This is a genomic window from Paraburkholderia podalyriae, from assembly GCF_014397785.1.
In the GTDB taxonomy this organism is placed as follows: Bacteria; Pseudomonadota; Gammaproteobacteria; order Burkholderiales; family Burkholderiaceae; genus Paraburkholderia; species Paraburkholderia podalyriae.
Genome location: NZ_VZQQ01000002.1, coordinates 346,424 through 363,543 on the forward strand (window position 1 = coordinate 346,424; position 17,120 = coordinate 363,543).

Annotated in this window: 13 protein-coding genes; 5 read left to right on the forward strand and 8 right to left on the reverse strand. The window is 66.0% G+C overall.

Annotated features, from left to right (window positions below; genetic code table 11):
- Positions 1–10: 10 nt before the first annotated feature.
- Complete coding sequence (cuyB, locus tag F6X42_RS03685) at positions 11–1,525, reverse strand: cysteate racemase (RefSeq protein ID WP_187632902.1); 1,515 nt, start codon at positions 1,523–1,525, stop codon at positions 11–13.
- A 113-nt stretch (positions 1,526–1,638) separates the two neighbouring features.
- The gene (locus tag F6X42_RS03690) at positions 1,639–2,529 is read right to left on the reverse strand and encodes a LysR family transcriptional regulator (RefSeq protein ID WP_187632903.1); all 891 of its coding nucleotides are present in this window, start codon (positions 2,527–2,529) and stop codon (positions 1,639–1,641) included.
- A 118-nt stretch (positions 2,530–2,647) separates the two neighbouring features.
- Here F6X42_RS03690 and F6X42_RS03695 point away from each other — a divergent pair, with 118 nt between their 5' ends.
- Positions 2,648–3,391 carry an SDR family oxidoreductase gene (locus tag F6X42_RS03695; RefSeq protein WP_187632904.1) on the forward strand — a complete coding sequence of 248 codons (744 nt, stop codon included), beginning with the start codon at positions 2,648–2,650 and terminating at the stop codon, positions 3,389–3,391.
- A gap of 96 nt (positions 3,392–3,487) precedes the next feature.
- Here F6X42_RS03695 and F6X42_RS03700 read toward each other — a convergent pair whose 3' ends face one another.
- From F6X42_RS03700 to F6X42_RS03710, 3 genes are all read right to left on the reverse strand, one after another.
- Complete coding sequence (locus tag F6X42_RS03700) at positions 3,488–4,513, reverse strand: aldo/keto reductase (RefSeq protein ID WP_187632905.1); 1,026 nt, start codon at positions 4,511–4,513, stop codon at positions 3,488–3,490.
- A 67-nt stretch (positions 4,514–4,580) separates the two neighbouring features.
- Entirely contained in the window at positions 4,581–6,320 is a 1,740-nt protein-coding gene (locus tag F6X42_RS03705) for a tetratricopeptide repeat protein (protein ID WP_187632906.1), read from the reverse strand.
- A gap of 111 nt (positions 6,321–6,431) precedes the next feature.
- On the reverse strand, positions 6,432–6,998 hold the full coding sequence (locus F6X42_RS03710; protein WP_187632907.1) for a DUF4142 domain-containing protein: 567 nt from the start codon (positions 6,996–6,998) through the stop codon (positions 6,432–6,434).
- Between the two features lie 271 nt (positions 6,999–7,269).
- Here F6X42_RS03710 and F6X42_RS03715 point away from each other — a divergent pair, with 271 nt between their 5' ends.
- A complete protein-coding gene (locus F6X42_RS03715; protein WP_187632908.1) occupies positions 7,270–8,262 on the forward strand; it encodes a chemotaxis protein CheV in 993 nt (330 codons plus the stop codon).
- Between the two features lie 123 nt (positions 8,263–8,385).
- On the opposite strand, the gene F6X42_RS03720 is transcribed toward F6X42_RS03715, so the two are convergent.
- The 3 genes from F6X42_RS03720 to F6X42_RS03730 form a co-directional block, all read right to left on the reverse strand.
- Entirely contained in the window at positions 8,386–9,648 is a 1,263-nt protein-coding gene (locus F6X42_RS03720) for an MFS transporter (RefSeq protein ID WP_187632909.1), read from the reverse strand.
- Positions 9,649–9,811: 163 nt separating this feature from the next.
- Positions 9,812–11,008, reverse strand: coding sequence for a phytanoyl-CoA dioxygenase family protein (locus F6X42_RS03725; protein WP_187632910.1), 1,197 nt, complete (start codon positions 11,006–11,008; stop codon positions 9,812–9,814).
- An 83-nt stretch (positions 11,009–11,091) separates the two neighbouring features.
- Complete coding sequence (locus tag F6X42_RS03730; protein WP_187632911.1) at positions 11,092–11,994, reverse strand: class I SAM-dependent methyltransferase; 903 nt, start codon at positions 11,992–11,994, stop codon at positions 11,092–11,094.
- A gap of 205 nt (positions 11,995–12,199) precedes the next feature.
- Here F6X42_RS03730 and F6X42_RS03735 point away from each other — a divergent pair, with 205 nt between their 5' ends.
- Genes F6X42_RS03735 through F6X42_RS03745 form a run of 3 tightly spaced genes read left to right on the forward strand, consistent with a single transcriptional unit; the run spans position 12,200 to position 17,120 of the window.
- Complete coding sequence (locus F6X42_RS03735; RefSeq protein WP_187632912.1) at positions 12,200–15,001, forward strand: monovalent cation/H+ antiporter subunit A; 2,802 nt, start codon at positions 12,200–12,202, stop codon at positions 14,999–15,001.
- A complete protein-coding gene (locus tag F6X42_RS03740) occupies positions 15,001–15,333 on the forward strand; it encodes a Na+/H+ antiporter subunit C (protein ID WP_187632913.1) in 333 nt (110 codons plus the stop codon). The genes F6X42_RS03735 and F6X42_RS03740 overlap by 1 nt, the downstream gene beginning before the upstream one ends.
- The gene (locus tag F6X42_RS03745) at positions 15,330–17,120 is read left to right on the forward strand and encodes a monovalent cation/H+ antiporter subunit D (RefSeq protein ID WP_187632914.1); all 1,791 of its coding nucleotides are present in this window, start codon (positions 15,330–15,332) and stop codon (positions 17,118–17,120) included. The genes F6X42_RS03740 and F6X42_RS03745 overlap by 4 nt, the downstream gene beginning before the upstream one ends.

Consider the following 17,120-nt stretch of genomic DNA (forward strand, 5'->3'; position numbering starts at 1 on the left):
CGGCGCCCGGCTAGCCGAGCGCGCTTTCCACCTGCGAGCACCCCGCCGCCTCCGGCGTCGCGCAATCCATCGGCGTCTCAGGCGCAACACCGTCGCCAAGCGCATACGCGACGCAACGCCTCGCCAGCACATCGGTCGGATCGACAAGCCGCACCACGCGCCCGCCCGGACACACGAGCACCGGCTCGCGCAACAGCAACGGCAACTCGGTGCACGCGAGCACGATCACTTGCACGCCCCGCGCGACCAGATCGTCGACGGCCGCCGCGAGGTCGTCGCAACATTCGCCCGACGTCTGGCCGGCCTTCGCGCCGCGCGGCCCGTAGATCGCGTTCATCAGACGCGCCTGCGCGGCCGCGGACGGCGCGATCTGCACGAAGCCGCGCGCGTCGAGCGCCTGTTCGTAGACGCGGCTCGCGAGCGTGCCCGAGGTGGCCAGCACGCCCACTTCGCGCAAGCCCGGAAAGGTCTCGCGCAGATAATCGGCGGTGCAGCCGAGCATATTGACGATCGGCACGCGCAGCTCCGGCTGAAGCCGCTCGATGAACGCATGCGCGGTATTGCACGGCATCGCGATCAGATCCGCGCCGCCCTCCTCGAGCGTCTTGCAGGCTGCATATAGCGCGAGCGTCGGGTCGTCGCCGCGCGCTAGCAGCGCCGCGGTACGGTCCGGGATCTGCGGATTCTGCTCGACCATGATGCGGATATGGTCCTGGTCGCGCGCGGCCGGCGTGTGGCGCACCAGTTTGTCCATGAAATCGACGGTCGCGGCCGGCCCGATGCCGCCGACCACGCCGAGGCGGAACGCGCGCTCCGGCTGCGTGTACTGGGCCGCCGCGACGTAGCGCGCGTACACCTGGTTCGCATCGACGAGCGGCACCTCGATACGCCCGAGCGAACGCAGCACGAGGCCGATCTCCGCGAGCCCCGGCACGATCACGTCGACGCCTTGCGCGACCAGATCCGCGCACGCCGCGCGCAGCAGTTCGACGGGACGCCCGTGCAGGCACCCATTGCGGACGCCCTCGTCGCCGAAGACGGCGCTCGTCACGCAGTCGAAACCGGCGTCGGTGCCCGGATAGCACACGTCGAACCGGCCGGCTTCGAAGTAGCGTTCGAACAGGCCGTTCGCGCGGATCGCGTCCGATGTCAGCACGCCGATGCGCCGCGCCGACGGATAGGTACGCCGCACATGCACTGACAGCGCGGTCATGATGTTGACGACCGGCACGGCGAGGTTGGCCGTGAGTTCGTCGATGAAGGTATGGCTAACGAAGCACGGCAGCACGATCGCGTCGACACCGCGCTTTTCGAACGCGCGCATCGTGTCGAACACGTGGATCTTGAACTGCGCGTCGGTCGCATCGGGCGTGGCCGGCCCGTGCCACGAGCGCGGTTCGAGAATCAGATCAAACGGGCGCGCCGCGCCCGGCCGGCGCGACGCCGCGCTGATCCGGCTGAGGATGTCGGCGCTGGCGAACTGCGCTGCGCCAGTCACCACACCCAGCGAACGAAAACGATTCATGGTCAGGTTCCCCGGTCATTCCGTGCGTCCACCGTCGATCGGGTGGCTTTCTGCGCGCTCGAGAATGACATTATGTGGGGCGCACATGTCCGGGGGTTAATCATTTCGCCCCTTCAACTCACCGCCTCGAAAATCTCCCGAAGCCACTGCGCGAACACTCGCACCCGCGACGACAACTGCCGATTCTGCGGATACAGCACCGACACCGGCATCGGCGGCGGCGGATAGTCCGCCAGAATGACCCGCAGCCGTCCCGCCGCCAGCTCGCCGTCGACCCGGTAGCGCGGCACCTGCACGATGCCGAGCCCGGCGACGGCCGCGCCCGTGTACAGTTCGGCGCCGCTGACCGACACCGCCGACGGCAGCACGAGCGCGGTATCACGCCCATCGACGCGAAATTCGAGCGGCACCGGCTTGCCGGTCGCGCTCGACACGTAGTTGACCGCGCGATGCGTCGACAGCGCGGCAGGATCGGCCGGTTCGCCATACGCGACCAGATACGCGGGACTCGCGACCGTGACCTGCCGCAGTTGCGCAACGCGCCGCCCGACCATCGACGAGTCCTGCAGCACGCCCGCGCGCAGCACACAATCGACGCCCTCGCGAACGAGGTCGACCAGCCGGTCGTCCTCGCCGATCATCAGTTCGATGTCGGGAAAGCGCGCGAGAAACGCGGGCAGCGCCGGCACCACGAAGTGCCGCGCGAGCGTGCCCTGCACGTTCACGCGCAGCAGCCCCTTCGGCGCGAGATTGGAAAACGCCCCCTCGGCCTCTTCCATGTCGGCGATCAGGCGCACGCAGCGTTGGTAGTGCGCTTCGCCGTCGGGCGTGAGCCGCACCGTGCGCGTCGTGCGTTCGAGCAGCCGCGCGCCGAGCCGCCGCTCCAGGCGCTTCATCAGGTTGGTGACGGTCGCGCGCGGGATTTGCAGATCGTCGGCGGCGCGCGTGAAGCTCTGGCGCTCGGCAATCCGCACGAATACGCGCATTTCTTCGAAACGGTCCATATCGGCGGATTATTAAAGCGAACGGAATGATGATGCCAAGTCTAGCGTGATTATCTCAACGCCGAAAGCACTCATGATTCAACTCACCGATCCAACACCTTCTGCGAGGAAACGAATGATGAACACGAACCAACCAGCGAAAGTCGCCATCGTGACGGGCGCATCGCGCGGCATCGGCACGGCGATCGCGCGGCGGCTCGCGCAGGACGGCTACGCGGTCGCCGTCAACTACGCATCGAGCGCCGGCGAAGCCGACGCGCTCGTCGGCGCGATCCGCGAAGCCGGCGGCAAGGCGCTCGCGGTGCAAGCCGACGTGTCGAAGCCCGACGACGTGCGCCGCATGTTCGATATCACCGAACGCGAGTTGGGCGACGTCGACGTGCTCGTCAACAACGCGGGCGTGATGAAGCCGGCGCCGCTCGCCGACACGCCCGACGCGCTCTACGACCAGACCTTCGACATCAACGTGCGCGGCACTTTCAACACGCTGCGCGAAGCGGCCGCTCGTCTCAACGACGGCGGACGCATCGTCAATTTCTCGACCAGCGTGCTGGCGCTGAACCTGCCCGGCTATGGCATCTACACCGCGACCAAGGCGGCCGTGGAAGCGTTCACGCGCGTGTTCGCGAAGGAGCTGCGCGGGCGCAACATCACGGTGAATGCGGTCGCGCCAGGACCGATCGCGACCGCGCTGTTTCTCGAAGGCAAGACCGACGAGCAGATCGAGACGTTCGCGAAGATGCCGCCGCTGCAACGCCTCGGCGAGCCGGAAGACGTGGCCGGCGTGGTCGCGTTTCTGGTCGGCCCCGATGCGGGCTGGGTCAATGGGCAGGTGTTGCGGGCCAATGGCGGCCTCGCTTGACGGGAAGCGGTGACCCGGCGTGCCGCCGCGCCGGACCACCGGCGCGGGCCGGCTACGGCGCCGGGAACATGGTCGACCCGCTGGTCGACCCGGTGATCAAACCGCCTTCGGATTGCGTTCCTCGAAGCCTTCCTGATGCCAGTACGGATACGCGGGGCGCACGGCGCTCGCCGCGTCGAGCTTCGCGACCTGCTCGGGCGTCAGATTCCAGCCGACCGCGCCGAGGTTCTGCCGCAGTTGCTCCTCGTTGCGCGCGCCGATCAGCAGCGTCGCGACGGTCGGCCGTTGCAATAGCCAGTTCAGCGCGATCTGCGGCACCGTTTTGCCGGTTTCGGCGGCGACTTCGTCGAGCGCGTCCAGCACGCGGAACAGATAGTCTTCCGGCACCGGCGGCCCCATGTCGGCGGTCTTGTGCAGACGGCTCGTCTCCGGCAGCGGCTGGCCGCGCTTGAGCTTGCCGGTCAGGCGCCCCCAGCCGAGCGGACTCCACACCACCGCGCCGACGCCCTGGTCGACACCGAGCGGCATCAGCTCCCACTCGTAGTCGCGCCCGACCAGCGAGTAGTAGGTCTGATTCGCGACAAAGCGCGGATAGCCGTAACGGTCGGCGACATCGAGCGACTTCATCAGATGCCAGCCCGAGAAATTCGACACGCCGATGTAGCGGATCTTGCCCGCGCGCACGAGATCATCGAGCGTGGACAGCACTTCTGGAATCGGTGTTTTCGCGTCGAATCCGTGCAGCTGGAACAGGTCGATGTAATCGGTCTGCAGACGCTTGAGCGCCGAATCGACCGCCTTGATCAGATGGAAGCGCGACGAGCCGACGCCGTTCGGATCGTCGTCAAAGCGAAACGTCGCCTTCGTCGACAGAATCGCCTTGTCGCGCTTGCCCTTCAGCGCCTCGCCGAGCACCGACTCGGACGCGCCCTTCGAATAGATGTCGGCGGTGTCGAACATCGTGACGCCGGCGTCGAAGCAGATGTCGATCAGACGCCGCGCTTCGGCGACATCGGTCGCGCCCCACGCCTGAAAAAATTCACCCTTGCCGCCGAAGGTACCGGTGCCGAGACTCAGCACCGGCACCTTGAAACCCGATGCACCCAGATGTCTGTATTCCATTGAATAATCTCCGTGGCATTGCCGTCGATGAACGGAGGCTCAGTCTACGCGTGTCCGCGAAGGCACGTCACGAAGGCGACGCGCTCAGCTCGGCAAGCGCATCGCGCGCGGCATCGATCACGCTGCGCCAATCGCCGAGCGCCGGTTGACGGAACAGCCGCGCGCACGGATACCACGGCGTGTCGCTGCGTTCGAGCAGCCAGCGCCAGCAAGTGTCGAAGCGGTTCAGGATCCAGACGGGTTTGCCGAGCGCGCCGGCCAGATGCGCGGTGGACGTATCGACCGAAATCACCAGATCGAGACTGGCGACGAGCGCGGCGGTATCGGCGAAATTGTGCAACAGGTCCGTGTAATCGGCGACCCGGTCACGGTGCGCACTGTCGGCAAGCTGCGGGGCGGCCGCGCCCTTCTGCACGCTGAAGAAGCGTACGTTCGGCACGTCCAGGAGCGGCGCGAGTTGCTCGAACGCGAGCGAGCGACGCGCGTCGATCTTGCGCAGTTCCGCGACGTGCGCGCGGTTCTCGCCGGCCCAGACGAGGCCGACTTTCAGTGGCCGGATCGCGTTGGCATCCGCGCTAGCGTTGGCGTCGGGTTCGATACGCTGCCGCCATTCGCTCACGGCCGCCGCCTGCGCAAACAGATACGGCGTGGCCGCCGGAATGCTCGCTTCGTTCGTGCTGAACGCAAACGGCAAGCTCAGCAGCGGACAATGACAATCGAACGGCGGCAACGGCTGCCCCGCTTCGACTAACTGGTCGACACCATCGAGCGTCGACAGCAACCGCAACAACGTGCGCGGCACTTCGAGCACGACTTTCGCGCCGAGCTTCGCAACGAGCGTCGCATAGCGGCAGAACTGCAGCGTATCGCCCAGGCCCTGCTCCGCATGCAGCAGGATGGTTCTGCCGTCGAGCGGAAAATCGCCGCGCCACAGCGGCTGCACGAACGCGCGCCTGGCGGCCTTGATGCGGTTGCGCTCCCAACGCCATTCGTATTCGCGCCAGCCGGTGTCGAAGCGCCCCATCTGCAGCAGGCACAGCGCCTGGTTCCAGTGTGCTTCGACCGACGCCGGATTCAACGCAAGCGCGCGCTGAAAGCTCGACAACGCCTGATCGCGCTGATTCAGATCGATCTGCGCGAGACCGAGGTTGTTCCATGCATCGACGAAAGCAGGCGCAAGTTCCAGCGCGCGCTGGTAGCAGCGCTGCGCCTCGTGCGGCTGGCTCAGATCGCCGAGCACGTTGCCGCGATTGCTCCACGCATCCGGATAGGCAGGTTGCAACGCGAGCGCCCGGTCGCAGCTGTCGAGCGCATCGGCATAACGGCCGAGATCGCGCAGCACGCACGCGCGATTGTTCCACGCCGGCGCGAACTCCGGTACGAGCAAAAGCGCGCGCTCGTAGCTCGCGAGTGCGTCGAGCGGACGGTTCAGCGCGGCCAATGCGTTGCCGCGATGATTCAACGCATCGGCGAATTTCGGCTGCATCGCGAGCGCCCGTTCGGCGCAGGCGAGCGCTTCGTCATGACGCTGCAACGCGTTCAGCGCATAGGCGAGATTCGAATGCACGGCGGGCTGTCTGGCGTTGAGCGCGAGCGCCTTCTTCAGCAGATCGATGCCTTCCTGCAAGCGGCCCGTTTGCAGCGCGAGTTCGCCGAGCCAGCGCAACGCGTCGCCATGCTTCGGCTTCAGTTCGAGTATCTCGCGATACAGTTCCTCCGCTTCGACGAGCGCGCCGTTCTGCTGGAGCGCGACGGCTTGTCGAAGCAGATGGTCCAACTGTTGCGGCAGACTGGCGTGCTTGCTCATGCGGTACCCGGAATCGGAGGCGCGAAGAATCGTCGGAAGGAGCGCACGATTATCACCGAAATGCCCCAGCTTCGAAGTACCGCCGCCTGCCGCGTGGCGACGCGACGCCGCTTACTGCGCGGCCACCGACAGATGCTTGCGCTTCGCGAGATCCTGCGCCATCGCATAGTGCTGCTGGATCGTCGGCAGCGCCTGTTTCGCGGCGGCCTTCAATTGCTCGTCGCGGCCCGACGCGATTTCCGCCTGGAACGCGGACAGCGCCTTCTGTTCATCCGCGAGCGCGACCTGCTCGATGTACACCTTGTCGAAGTCCGCGCCGCGCAGGTGGTTGATGCTCGCGAGCACGGCCGCATCGGGATCGTTCTTCGGCACGTCGACACCGCGAGGACTCGCCGCGCGCAACGCGTCGATGATCTTCGCGTCGTCGCTCGACACGCGCTCGGCAAAGGCCTTCACGTCGCGGTCGGCCGAACGCGCGGTGGCGATACGCGCGGCATCGCGCTGCGTCGCGACGGCTTGCGTGCCGTCCGCGATGAAGGTCTGGTCGGCGGCATGCAGGCGGGCCGGGTCCGCGGGCGCGGCGCTCTGCGCGCTGGCCACCGAGGCGAGCGTCAGAAGACCGCCGAAGCATGCGGCGGCGGCGATGCGGGCGAAGGGGACGGAAGGCAGGCGGTTCATACGTTCTCCTTGAGGTGAAAGCAACTGAAAGCGAAACGACGGATACGCTTTTATCGCTGTCGATTCTAGGAGGCACGTCGCCAGGTAGGTGAAACGCTGCTGTCGCTTCTGTAACCTTAAGTAACCCTCATAGGAATGCGCACACGTTTGCGGCCTGCGCGTGAATCGCGCGCGCCGCCGAAACTACCACGCAGTGCTGAACTTTTTTCGAGCGAGGCCGATAACCATAGACAGGCACCGCACAGCACCGCAATTCTGGAGAACGATTCCGATGACAGACGACCACCGTGCCAATCACGAGCGCAACACCGAACGAAGCAACCTGACGAGCTCCAACAAGTTCGAGCTGCTGCTATACCGCCTCGGCTGCGTGCCGGGCAGCGACGCGCACGAGCTGTATGGGATCAACGTGTTCAAGGTCCGCGAAATCTCGACGATGCCGACCATCACGCCGATTGCCGGCTCGTCGCCGTATGTGATGGGCGCGGTCGACATCCGCGGGCAGATCATCCCCGTGATCGATCTGCCGCGACTGATGGGCTGCGAGCCGACGCGCGGCCTGAACATCCTGCTCGTCACCGAGTTCGCGCGTTCGACGCAGGCCTTCGCGGTCGAGGAAGTCGACGACATCGTGCGGCTCGAATGGAACCAGGTGCTGTCGGCCGATGGCCCGGCGGGCGGCAAGCTCGTCACGAGCATCGCGCGCATCGACGGCAATACCGGCGACTCGCGGCTCGCGCAGGTGATCGACGTCGAGCAGGTGTTGCGCGACGTGTTCCCGTCGCAGCATCCGAGCGTCGATCCGGCCTCGGTCGGCCAGGCGCTCGGCATCCGCCGCGGCGCGAAAATCCTCGCCGCCGATGACTCGGGCTTCGCTCGCAAGCTGATCGAGCAGGCGCTCGCCGCGATCGGCGCCGACTACATCATGACGAAAACCGGCGAAGAAGCGTGGCAAACGCTGCAGCAGGTCGCGCGCGACGCGCAGAAAAACGGCGCGCGCGCGAAAGACACCATCGCGCTGGTATTAACCGATCTCGAGATGCCGGAGATGGACGGCTTCATGCTGACGCGCCAGATCAAGGCCGACGAACGGACGCGCGATATTCCGGTGATCATTCACTCGTCGCTGACGGGCGCGGCGAATGAGGCGCACGTGAAGAACGCCGGCGCGAACGGCTATGTCGCGAAGTTCGCGGCGAGCGAGCTCGCCGATGCGATCCGCGATGCGCTGGGCGCCGCGCCGGCGAAAACGGCGGCGGCTTGAGGCTTGCGGTGCCGAGCAGCGCGTCGGCGCGCGGCCGCCGCGGCGGGGTGCAGTTCGGACTGGCTCATGCGGTTCGTCTCCTCGTCGGTGATTAATCGGACGATGGCGCCCAAGGCCTGGCGATCAGGCGCTCGCCGCGAGCGCCTCTTCGCGCTCGAGCGTGCGCGTGTGCCGTAGTTCGGGAAACAAACGCATCCACAACAGCGCGATCGCGATCGTCGCGACACCGCCGACCAGCACCGCCGGCTGCGCGCCCCACCATCCGGCGGTCAGGCCCGATTCGAACTCGCCCAATTGATTCGACGTCCCAATGAACAACGAATTGACCGCGCTGACGCGGCCGAGCATGTCATCGGGCGTGCGCAGTTGCACGAGCGACAGCCGCACCACCACGCTGATCGTGTCCGACGCGCCGAGCACCATCAGCGCGAGCAGCGACACGATGAACTGATGCGACAGCCCGAACACGAGCGTCGCGATGCCGAACGCGATCACGCCGCCGAACATCGCCGCGCCGGGCCGGTTGCGCAACGGGAAATGCGCGAGCCAGATCGTGCCCGCGAGCGCGCCGATCGCCGTGCCCGAGCGCAATAGGCCGAGACCGATCGGGCCCGCATGCAGCACGTCGCGCGCGAAGATCGGCAGCAACGCGGTCGCGCCGCCGAACAGTACCGCGAACAGATCGAGCGACAGCGCGCCGAGAATCACCGGCTCGCGACGAATGAACGCGATGCCCGAAAAGATCGATTCGAGCGTGACGGGCGCGCGGCTCGCCGGCTTCATCTGCAACGGAATGCTCCACACCGATGCCGCCGCGGCCGCGAACGACAGCGTGCACGCGAGATACGCGGCACCGGGGCCGATGCCGTACAGCAGACCACCGAGCGCGGGACCGGCGATCTGCGCGGTCTGATTCGCCGAGGTGGCCCACGCGGTCGCCTTCGGCAGATAGCCGCGCGGCACGACGGCAGGCAGCAGCGACGACACGGCCGGCGATTCGAACGCGCGCGACGCGCCGACGCAGGCAGCCAGCACGTAGATGACCGGCGCGCTGATCCAGCCGCCGAAGGTGCCGATCGCGAACAGCAATGCAGCGACGCTTTCGAGGCTCTGGCAGACGGCGGCGATGCGGCGGCGATCGTAACGATCGGCGACATGGCCGACGACGAGCGTCAGCAGGAACATCGGCAGGAACTGCGCGAGACCGACGAGGCCAAGTGCGAACGCGCTATGCGTGAGCGCGTAGACATGCCAGCCCATCGCGACCGCGAGCATCTGGAACGACAGCGACGACAGGATGCGGGTGCACCAGAAACGCTGGAACGGCGGGTGTTTCGGCAGGCTGAAGTTCGGTGAATCGGCGGGATCGGCGGAGGCTGGCGGCATCGGTTGTTGTTCTTGACGTAGCGCATCGGGGCGTCGGTTGGGCGGGCGCTAGTTTAGAGCAAGATCGGCGGGCCCGCAGAACGGGGGCTGGCGCGGCCGGCGTGATCGCCGTTCGTCTTTGCCGAAGCAGGGCGCGCTCGCCTGCCTCGGCGCCATGCGTGACTCAGGGCCGCAGCGGCCGGCCCTCCGCGCGGCCGAAGTCGACGAAGTGATCGGCCGCGTCGACAGCCGCCGCGGCGACGTCGGGATTCGCTTCGAGGTAAAGCTTCGGATCGAAACCGTCAGGCAGTTGGGCGAGCCGCGCCTTGCGTTGTAACGACGCGGCGCGGCTCAACGGGCGGCCTTCGAATCGACCGTAGTAGATGTAGTGCTGCAGCGCATTGCCGCCGCTCGCCGCCACGTCCGGATTGGCGTCGAGGTACGCATCGCCGTCGAAGTCGACGATTGGCGTGAGGCTCGACGGCATGCCGGTCAGGTCGTGATAGCACAGGCAACCGTCCGCGAAGAAATGACAGACCAGTGCCTTGCGACTCACGTGCCCGGGATCGCGCATCTTGCTGCCGCCGTGCAGCAGGTTCGCATGCCACAACAGCACATCGCCCTTCTTCGGGTAGAAATACTGTGGGCCCGATGAACGTTCAGCGATGAGCTTCTGAATCGCGGGTTCGTAGATGTCGTGATAAGCGGAATAACCGCAACCGAACGGCATGCCCAATTCCGTCGACATCAGATACGGCAGCTTGTGCGTGCCGGGGTGATAAACGAGCGGTCCCGAGTCCGGATGAATATCCTCGAAGGCGATCCAGTTCGCGACGAGATACCCGTTCGGATAGGTCGACATGTGAATCGAATCGGAATGCTCGAGTTGCTCGCTGCTCTTGTGACCGCCGATCGTCTGGAACGGCGCCGATTTCGCGCCCAGCAGCAGACTGACGATCGCGTTCATGCGCGCGTCGAACAGCATCTCGCGAACAGCCGGCACGTGGAAATGCGGATTCAGCGTGCGCCCTGGCAAGGTATCACCTTCAAAAAGCGGCTCGTGCGGCGGGCGCAGCGTGCCGTCGGCAATCGCGTTTTCGTACGCTTGCCACGTCGCATCGAGCTGTTCGCCCTTGAAGAAACCTTCAATGATCAGGTAGCCGTCGCTCTCCCATTTTCGGCACCACCCGGCTTGCTGCTCGTTGATGACTCCGTGGGACAACAGCTCCGCGACGCGCTCCAGCGCATCGGGTCGATCCAGCCAGGGAACCGGGCCCGCCGCGGGAAATTTTTCGAATTTGAAGACCTGCGTCTGACTGTCGATCGGAACGTCCGCGACTACGGGCTTATCGAAGAAGCGCTGATTCTCTGAAGTATCCATTTTTTACGGGAAGCTTTCCGGGTTCGCGTTTTGGGGTTTTTGGGGTAACTGGCTTGAACAGGATGCTGGCTCCGCGGTGTCGATCATCCGTACGTGCGCCCTTCCGCACGGCCAAAGCGGATGTAGTGTTCCGCGCCAGAACTGATGTGCTTTTGCGCAACGGCTTGCGCTACATCGGCGTTGCGCTGAAGATATTGCGCCTCATCGAAATGCGGAATGTGAGCAGCATAAAGAAGAATCGACGGGCCGGCCGGATGGTGTTCGCGATCGTCCAGTCCGACAATCACCGTCATTCCGAGTGCGTCGAGCACGGCCATCAGGCTCTCGCGGCTCAACCAGTTGGCTTGCGGCGCAGTCCCGCCGATGAATTTCGCGTGGTTGATGCTGTCGAGATATCGGTATCGATGGGTGTGGACTTCGCGTCCGCGAAACTCGGAGATGGTCGGCGTGGGATCGACGTGGCTCTGCATGTTCGTATTCGTGCGTGCGACTTCGGCATCGTAATAGTGCGTCCAGATGCAAATCGAGTCGGACGCATGCGCCATGTTTTCCAGTAGTGATACCGGATCGATCATGTGATAGAGCACGCCGCTTGCAAGAATCAGATCGAATCGCTGATCGCGCTTTTTGAGCAATTCCCTGAAATCGCCGTACATGAATTCGGCATTGAACTTCAATGCATTCTGCACGAGCAGGCATTTCAGAAAGGATTTTGAATTGGCCTCGATAGCAAGGACACGTGAAGCGCCGGCTTTGGCCATCATGAACGTATGGCCGCCTTCCATGGGGCCAAGTTCGAGCACGCTTTTTCCGGAGAATCCGCCGCACACTGTCTCGAACCAGTGCAGACGCCCGTCGTCGAAGTGGGGCGCCATGCCTAAACCGTAACCTGGCACGTCCGACACCCATGTGCCATTGAAAAGATTGAAAGCCAGGGCGTGGCCTGGTTCGTCGGTGGCGTACAGATCCAGTTCAGTTCCTTTCAATTTGGCGCCTCGATCAGTCGTCAAGTTCGCCGATTATGGCACGATCGAAACTACGCCGAACATCTCAGTTGCGGTGGCGTTCAAAGGCCGATTTTTGCGGCTATGATTGTGTGCCTTGGGCAGCCACCCGGCAGGCGGGACTCCCGCCTGCCCCGCCGGGCCGCCACACCGTATGACACGCACCGGAACTCCCGGAGGGCATCCAATGGTACTGGGGTGGCTCGTCGTACTTCCATTCATCGCAGCGGCGCTGATTGCGCTCACGAGGCAGCGTGCTGGCGCGCTGTGCACGTGGATCGCGTTCGCGGCGGCGCTGTTCGGCTGCGGGCTGCTGCTGAGCGAGCGCGTGGGCATGGCCGACCACGAGGTGATGCAATGGCGCCACGAGTGGGTGCCCGACATCGGCCTCGCGCTGTCGCTGCGCCTCGATGGCCTGTCGTTTATGTTCGCGCTGCTGGTGCTCGCGATCGGCCTGCTCGTCTTCATCTACGCGCGCTACTACCTCGCCGGCAGCGATGCGTTGCCGCGTCTGTACCTGCTGCTGCTGCTCTTCATGGGCGCGATGCTCGGCATCGTGCTGTCGAACAACCTGCTGCTGCTCGTGATCTTCTGGGAGCTCACGAGCCTCGTGTCGTTCCTGCTGATCGGCTTCTGGCCATCGCGGCCCGATGCAAGGCGCGGCGCGCGCATGGCGCTCACCATCACCGGCGCGGGCGGTCTCGCGCTGCTCGCGGCCGTGCTGCTGCTCGGCCACGTATGCGGCAGCTACGAGTTGAACGACGTGCTCGCCCAGGTGGATAAGGTGCAGCACGATCCGCTCTACCCGGCCATCCTGCTGCTCACGCTATTCGCGGCGTTCACGAAGTCGGCGCAGTTTCCTTTCCACTTCTGGCTGCCGCACGCGATGTCGGCACCCACGCCCGTGTCGGCCTATCTGCATTCGGCGACAATGGTGAAGGCCGGCGTGTTCCTGCTCGCGCGTCTCTATCCGGTCTTCGAAGGGACTCACCTGTGGGCGTACACGGCTACGCTCGCCGGGCTCGTCACGCTCGTGGGCGGCGCGGGGATGGCGCTATTGCAGCGCGATCTGAAGGGCCTGCTCGCGTATTCGACCATCAGCCATCTCGGCCTGATCGTGCTGCTGTTCGGCCTCGACACGCAGCTCTCGACCGTCGCCGCGCTCTTTCACACGGTGAACCACGCCGTGTTCAAGGCGTCGCTCTTCATGGCGGCCGGCATCGTCGATCACGAAACCGGCACGCGCGATCTCGGCCGTCTGCGCGGCCTGCGCAGGTACATGCCGTATACCGCCGTGCTCGCGTGCGTGGCGTCGCTGTCGATGGCCGGCGTGCCGCTGCTCAACGGCTTTCTCTCCAAGGAAATGTTCTTCGGCGAAACCCTCGCGCAAAGCATGTTCGGGCCGTTGAACCTCGCCATACCGGTCATCGCGATCGTGGCGGCGGCGCTCTCCGTCGCGTACTCGCTGCGCTTCGTCTGGGGTGTGTTCTTCGACGGCGAGACGCCGCGCGATCTGCCGCACTATCCGCCGCATGAGCCGCCGCGCTTCATGAGGCTGCCGGTCGAGATTCTGGTGGCGCTGTGCCTGCTGATCGGCCTGTTCCCGCAGCAAAGCATCGGCAGGCTGCTCGAGTCGGCGGCGTGGTTCACGCTCGGCGGCAAGCTGCCCGACTACAGCCTGAGCCTGTGGCACGGCATCAACACGCCGCTCGTGATGAGCGTGGTGTCGTTCGCCGCGGGCGCGACCCTCTTTGTCCTGCGCCGCAATGCGTTCCGCCACCATCGCACAATGCTCACCGAGTTGAACGCGAGCGACATCTTCGAGCGCGTCGTGCAGCGTCTCGAACATAGCGCCGGCGTGATCGTGCGCGTGTTCGAGACGCGCTCGTTGCCGGCCTACCTCGCCTGGATGATCGCGGCGATGCTGATCGTGCCGGGCGTGTCGCTCGTCGCGCTCGATGCCTGGAGCGGCAACCACACGCGCCTGCCGCCCGATCCGCTGACGCTTGGCGGGCTCGCGCTGATGGCGCTGCTCGCGCTCGGCGTGGTGCTCGTGCGGGCGCGCACGCTGTACGCGCTCATCATGCTGAGCACCTGCGGTCTGCTCGTGTCGCTCGCCTTCGTGCGCTTCTCCGCGCCCGATCTCGCGCTCACGCAGGTCTCCGTCGAAGTCGTCACGATCCTGCTGCTCGTGCTCGCCGTCTATTTCCTGCCCGCGCTGCAAAGCGCCGTCGCGCCGTTCCCCGTGCGGCTGCGCAACGGCGCGCTCGCGCTCGCGGGCGGCCTGCTGCTCGCCGGTGTGACGTACCGGATCATGACGAGCGCGCCCGTGCCGGGCATCGCACCGTACTTCCTCGCCAACGCGCTGCCCGGCAGCGGCGGCCACAACGTCGTCAACGTGATCCTCGTGGACTTCCGCGGCTTCGACACGATGGTCGAAATCAGCGTGCTGGTGGTGGCTGGGCTCGCCGTCAAGGCGCTGCTGCGCGGGCTGCGCATGAAGTCGCCCGATGCGGGGCCGGACGGTCTGCCGTGGTCGTCGCAATCGCATCCGCTGATGCTCGCGATCCTCGCGCGGCTGATGCTGCCGCTCACGGTGCTCGTCGCCGTATTCGTGTTCCTGCGCGGCCACAACCTGCCCGGCGGCGGCTTCATCGCGTCGCTGATCATTTCGATCGCGCTATTGCTGCAGTATGTCGCGAGCGGCGTGCTGTGGACCGAGTCGCGCATCCACCTGAACTACCGCGCGTTCGCGGGCCTCGGCATTCTGATCGCGGCGGCCACGGGGCTCGGCAGTCTCGCGTTCGGCCAGCCATTTTTGACCAGTGCGTTCGGCCACCTGCACGTGCCGCTGATCGGAGAAATCGAACTGTCCACCGCGATGCTGTTCGATCTCGGCGTGATGGGCGCGGTGGTGGGCACGACGCTCACGATCGTCTCCCACCTCGGCGTGCGCGACAAGGACATGCAATCCGTGGAGAAAAGCTGATGGAAGCCGCCTTTGCCATTGCAATCGGCGTGCTTTGCGCCTGCGGCATCTACCTGCTGCTGTGTGCGCGCGTGTTGCCCGTGATTCTCGGCATCACGCTGTTCTCGTATGCGATCAACCTGTTCCTGCTCGGCATGGGCCGGCTCGCGATCGGCAAACCGGCGGTCATCGCGGCGGGGGCGCAATACGCCGATCCGGTGCCGCAGGCGCTCGTACTGACGGCCATCGTGATCGGCTTCGCGATGACGGCCTTCACCGTGGTGCTAGCGCTGCGCTCGTATTCGATCACCGGCAACGATCACGTCAATGGCGAGGAGACGCGCGGCGAATGAACCACGTTCTGCTGCTCCCGATCCTGATTCCGCTTTTTTGCGCGGGGCTCATCGTCGCGCTGCCGTTGCGAGCGAAACGGCTGCAACGCGCGCTGAACGTGGCCGCCATCGTTGCGCTGCTGCCCATCGCGTGCCAGTTGATGGCGCGTGCGGCGCAAGGCGACGTCGTCAGCTACGCGCTCGGCGCATGGCCCGCGCCGTTCGGCATCGTGCTGCAACTCGACCGGCTCGGCGCGCTGATGCTGGTGCTCACCGCCGTGCTCGCGATCTGCTGCCTGCTCGGCACTTCGAGCGATGACGCGAGGCGCGGCCGCTACTTCCGTGCGCTGTTCCAGTTCCAACTGATGGGACTGAACGGCGCGTTTCTCGCGGGCGACCTCTTCAATCTGTTCGTGTTCTTCGAGCTGCTGTTGATCGCGTCGTACGCGCTGCTGCTGCATGGCGGCGGTGCTCGACGCGTGCGCAACGGGCTGCACTATCTGTTGATGAACCTCGTCGGCTCGTCGTTCTTCCTGATTGCGATCGGCGTGCTCTACGGCATCACCGGCACGCTCAATATGGCCGACATGGGCGAACGTGTTGCGCGTCTCGGCCCGGAGTCGCTGCCGCTCGCGCAGTTCGCGGGCGCGACGCTGATGCTCGTGTTCGGCCTCAAGGCCGCCGTGTTTCCGATGTCGTTCTGGCTGCCGCAGGCATACCGCAGCGCCATCGGCCCGGTGGCCGCGCTGTTCGCGGTCATGACCAAGGTCGGCATCTATGCGATGCTGCGCTGCGACGCCCTCGTGTTCGGCGCGGCGGGCGGCGTGCTCGATGCCTTCATGCATCAGTGGGCGTGGTGGCTTGCGATCGCGACGATCGCGTTCGGCGCGCTAGGCGCGCTGGCGGTGTCGAGTCTGAAGACGACGACGGGCTATCTCGTGCTGGTCTCGGTGGGACTGCTGATCGCGGCGGTCGCGCAACAGACGCCGCTTGCATGGAGCGCGCTGCTTTACTACCTGATCAGCACGACGCTGTGCACAGGCGCGCTGTTCCTGCTGGCGGACACGCTCGAACCCGAGCAAGCCTCGTCGCCGCGCGCCGCCCATGCCGCCCGCGCCACTGTTTTCGCCGATGCCAATGCGATCGAGCCAGGCTCGCTCGAAGCGCTCGACGACGCGTCCGGGGCGGCCATCTCGCCCGTCCCGGACGGCGAGGCGGTGGCGACGCTTGCACGCGTGCAACCGCTGCAGGCCGAGACGGCCGGCGCGCTCGCCGTGCTTGCCGTGGAATCCGCTCACGCCGAGACCGAAGCTACTGTTGAAGCGTCCGCGCGGACGCATGCACCGTGGCCGTCGAACCTCGCCGCGCTGCTCTATCTGATCGCCGCGGTGGGCGCCGCGGGCTTGCCGCCGCTTTCAGGCTTCCTCGGCAAGGCAATGGTGCTGGCCGCAACACCGACCGGCGCGGCCGCCGTGCTGTGGCCGACCGTCCTGCTGTCGAGCCTGCTGTCGATCGTCGCGCTGAGCCGCACGGGCACGCGCCTGATGTGGGCCGCGCCGGCCGCGCGCGCGGCCGCCGGCCAGCAGGAGCGCGCACCGCGCGGCAGCAACGCGAAGCTCGCGGCCTGCGCGCTGCTGCTCGGCTGCGTCGCGGCTATCACGCTCGGCGCGGGCGCGGTGCGGCACTATCTGACCGATACGGCGGCGCAACTCTTCGATCGCGCCGCTTACGTGCGCGCGATCCTGCCCGCGGCGGGCGCCGCGCCGACGGCGCAGGCTACACCGGCCGACCGCGCCAACGGGAGCTGA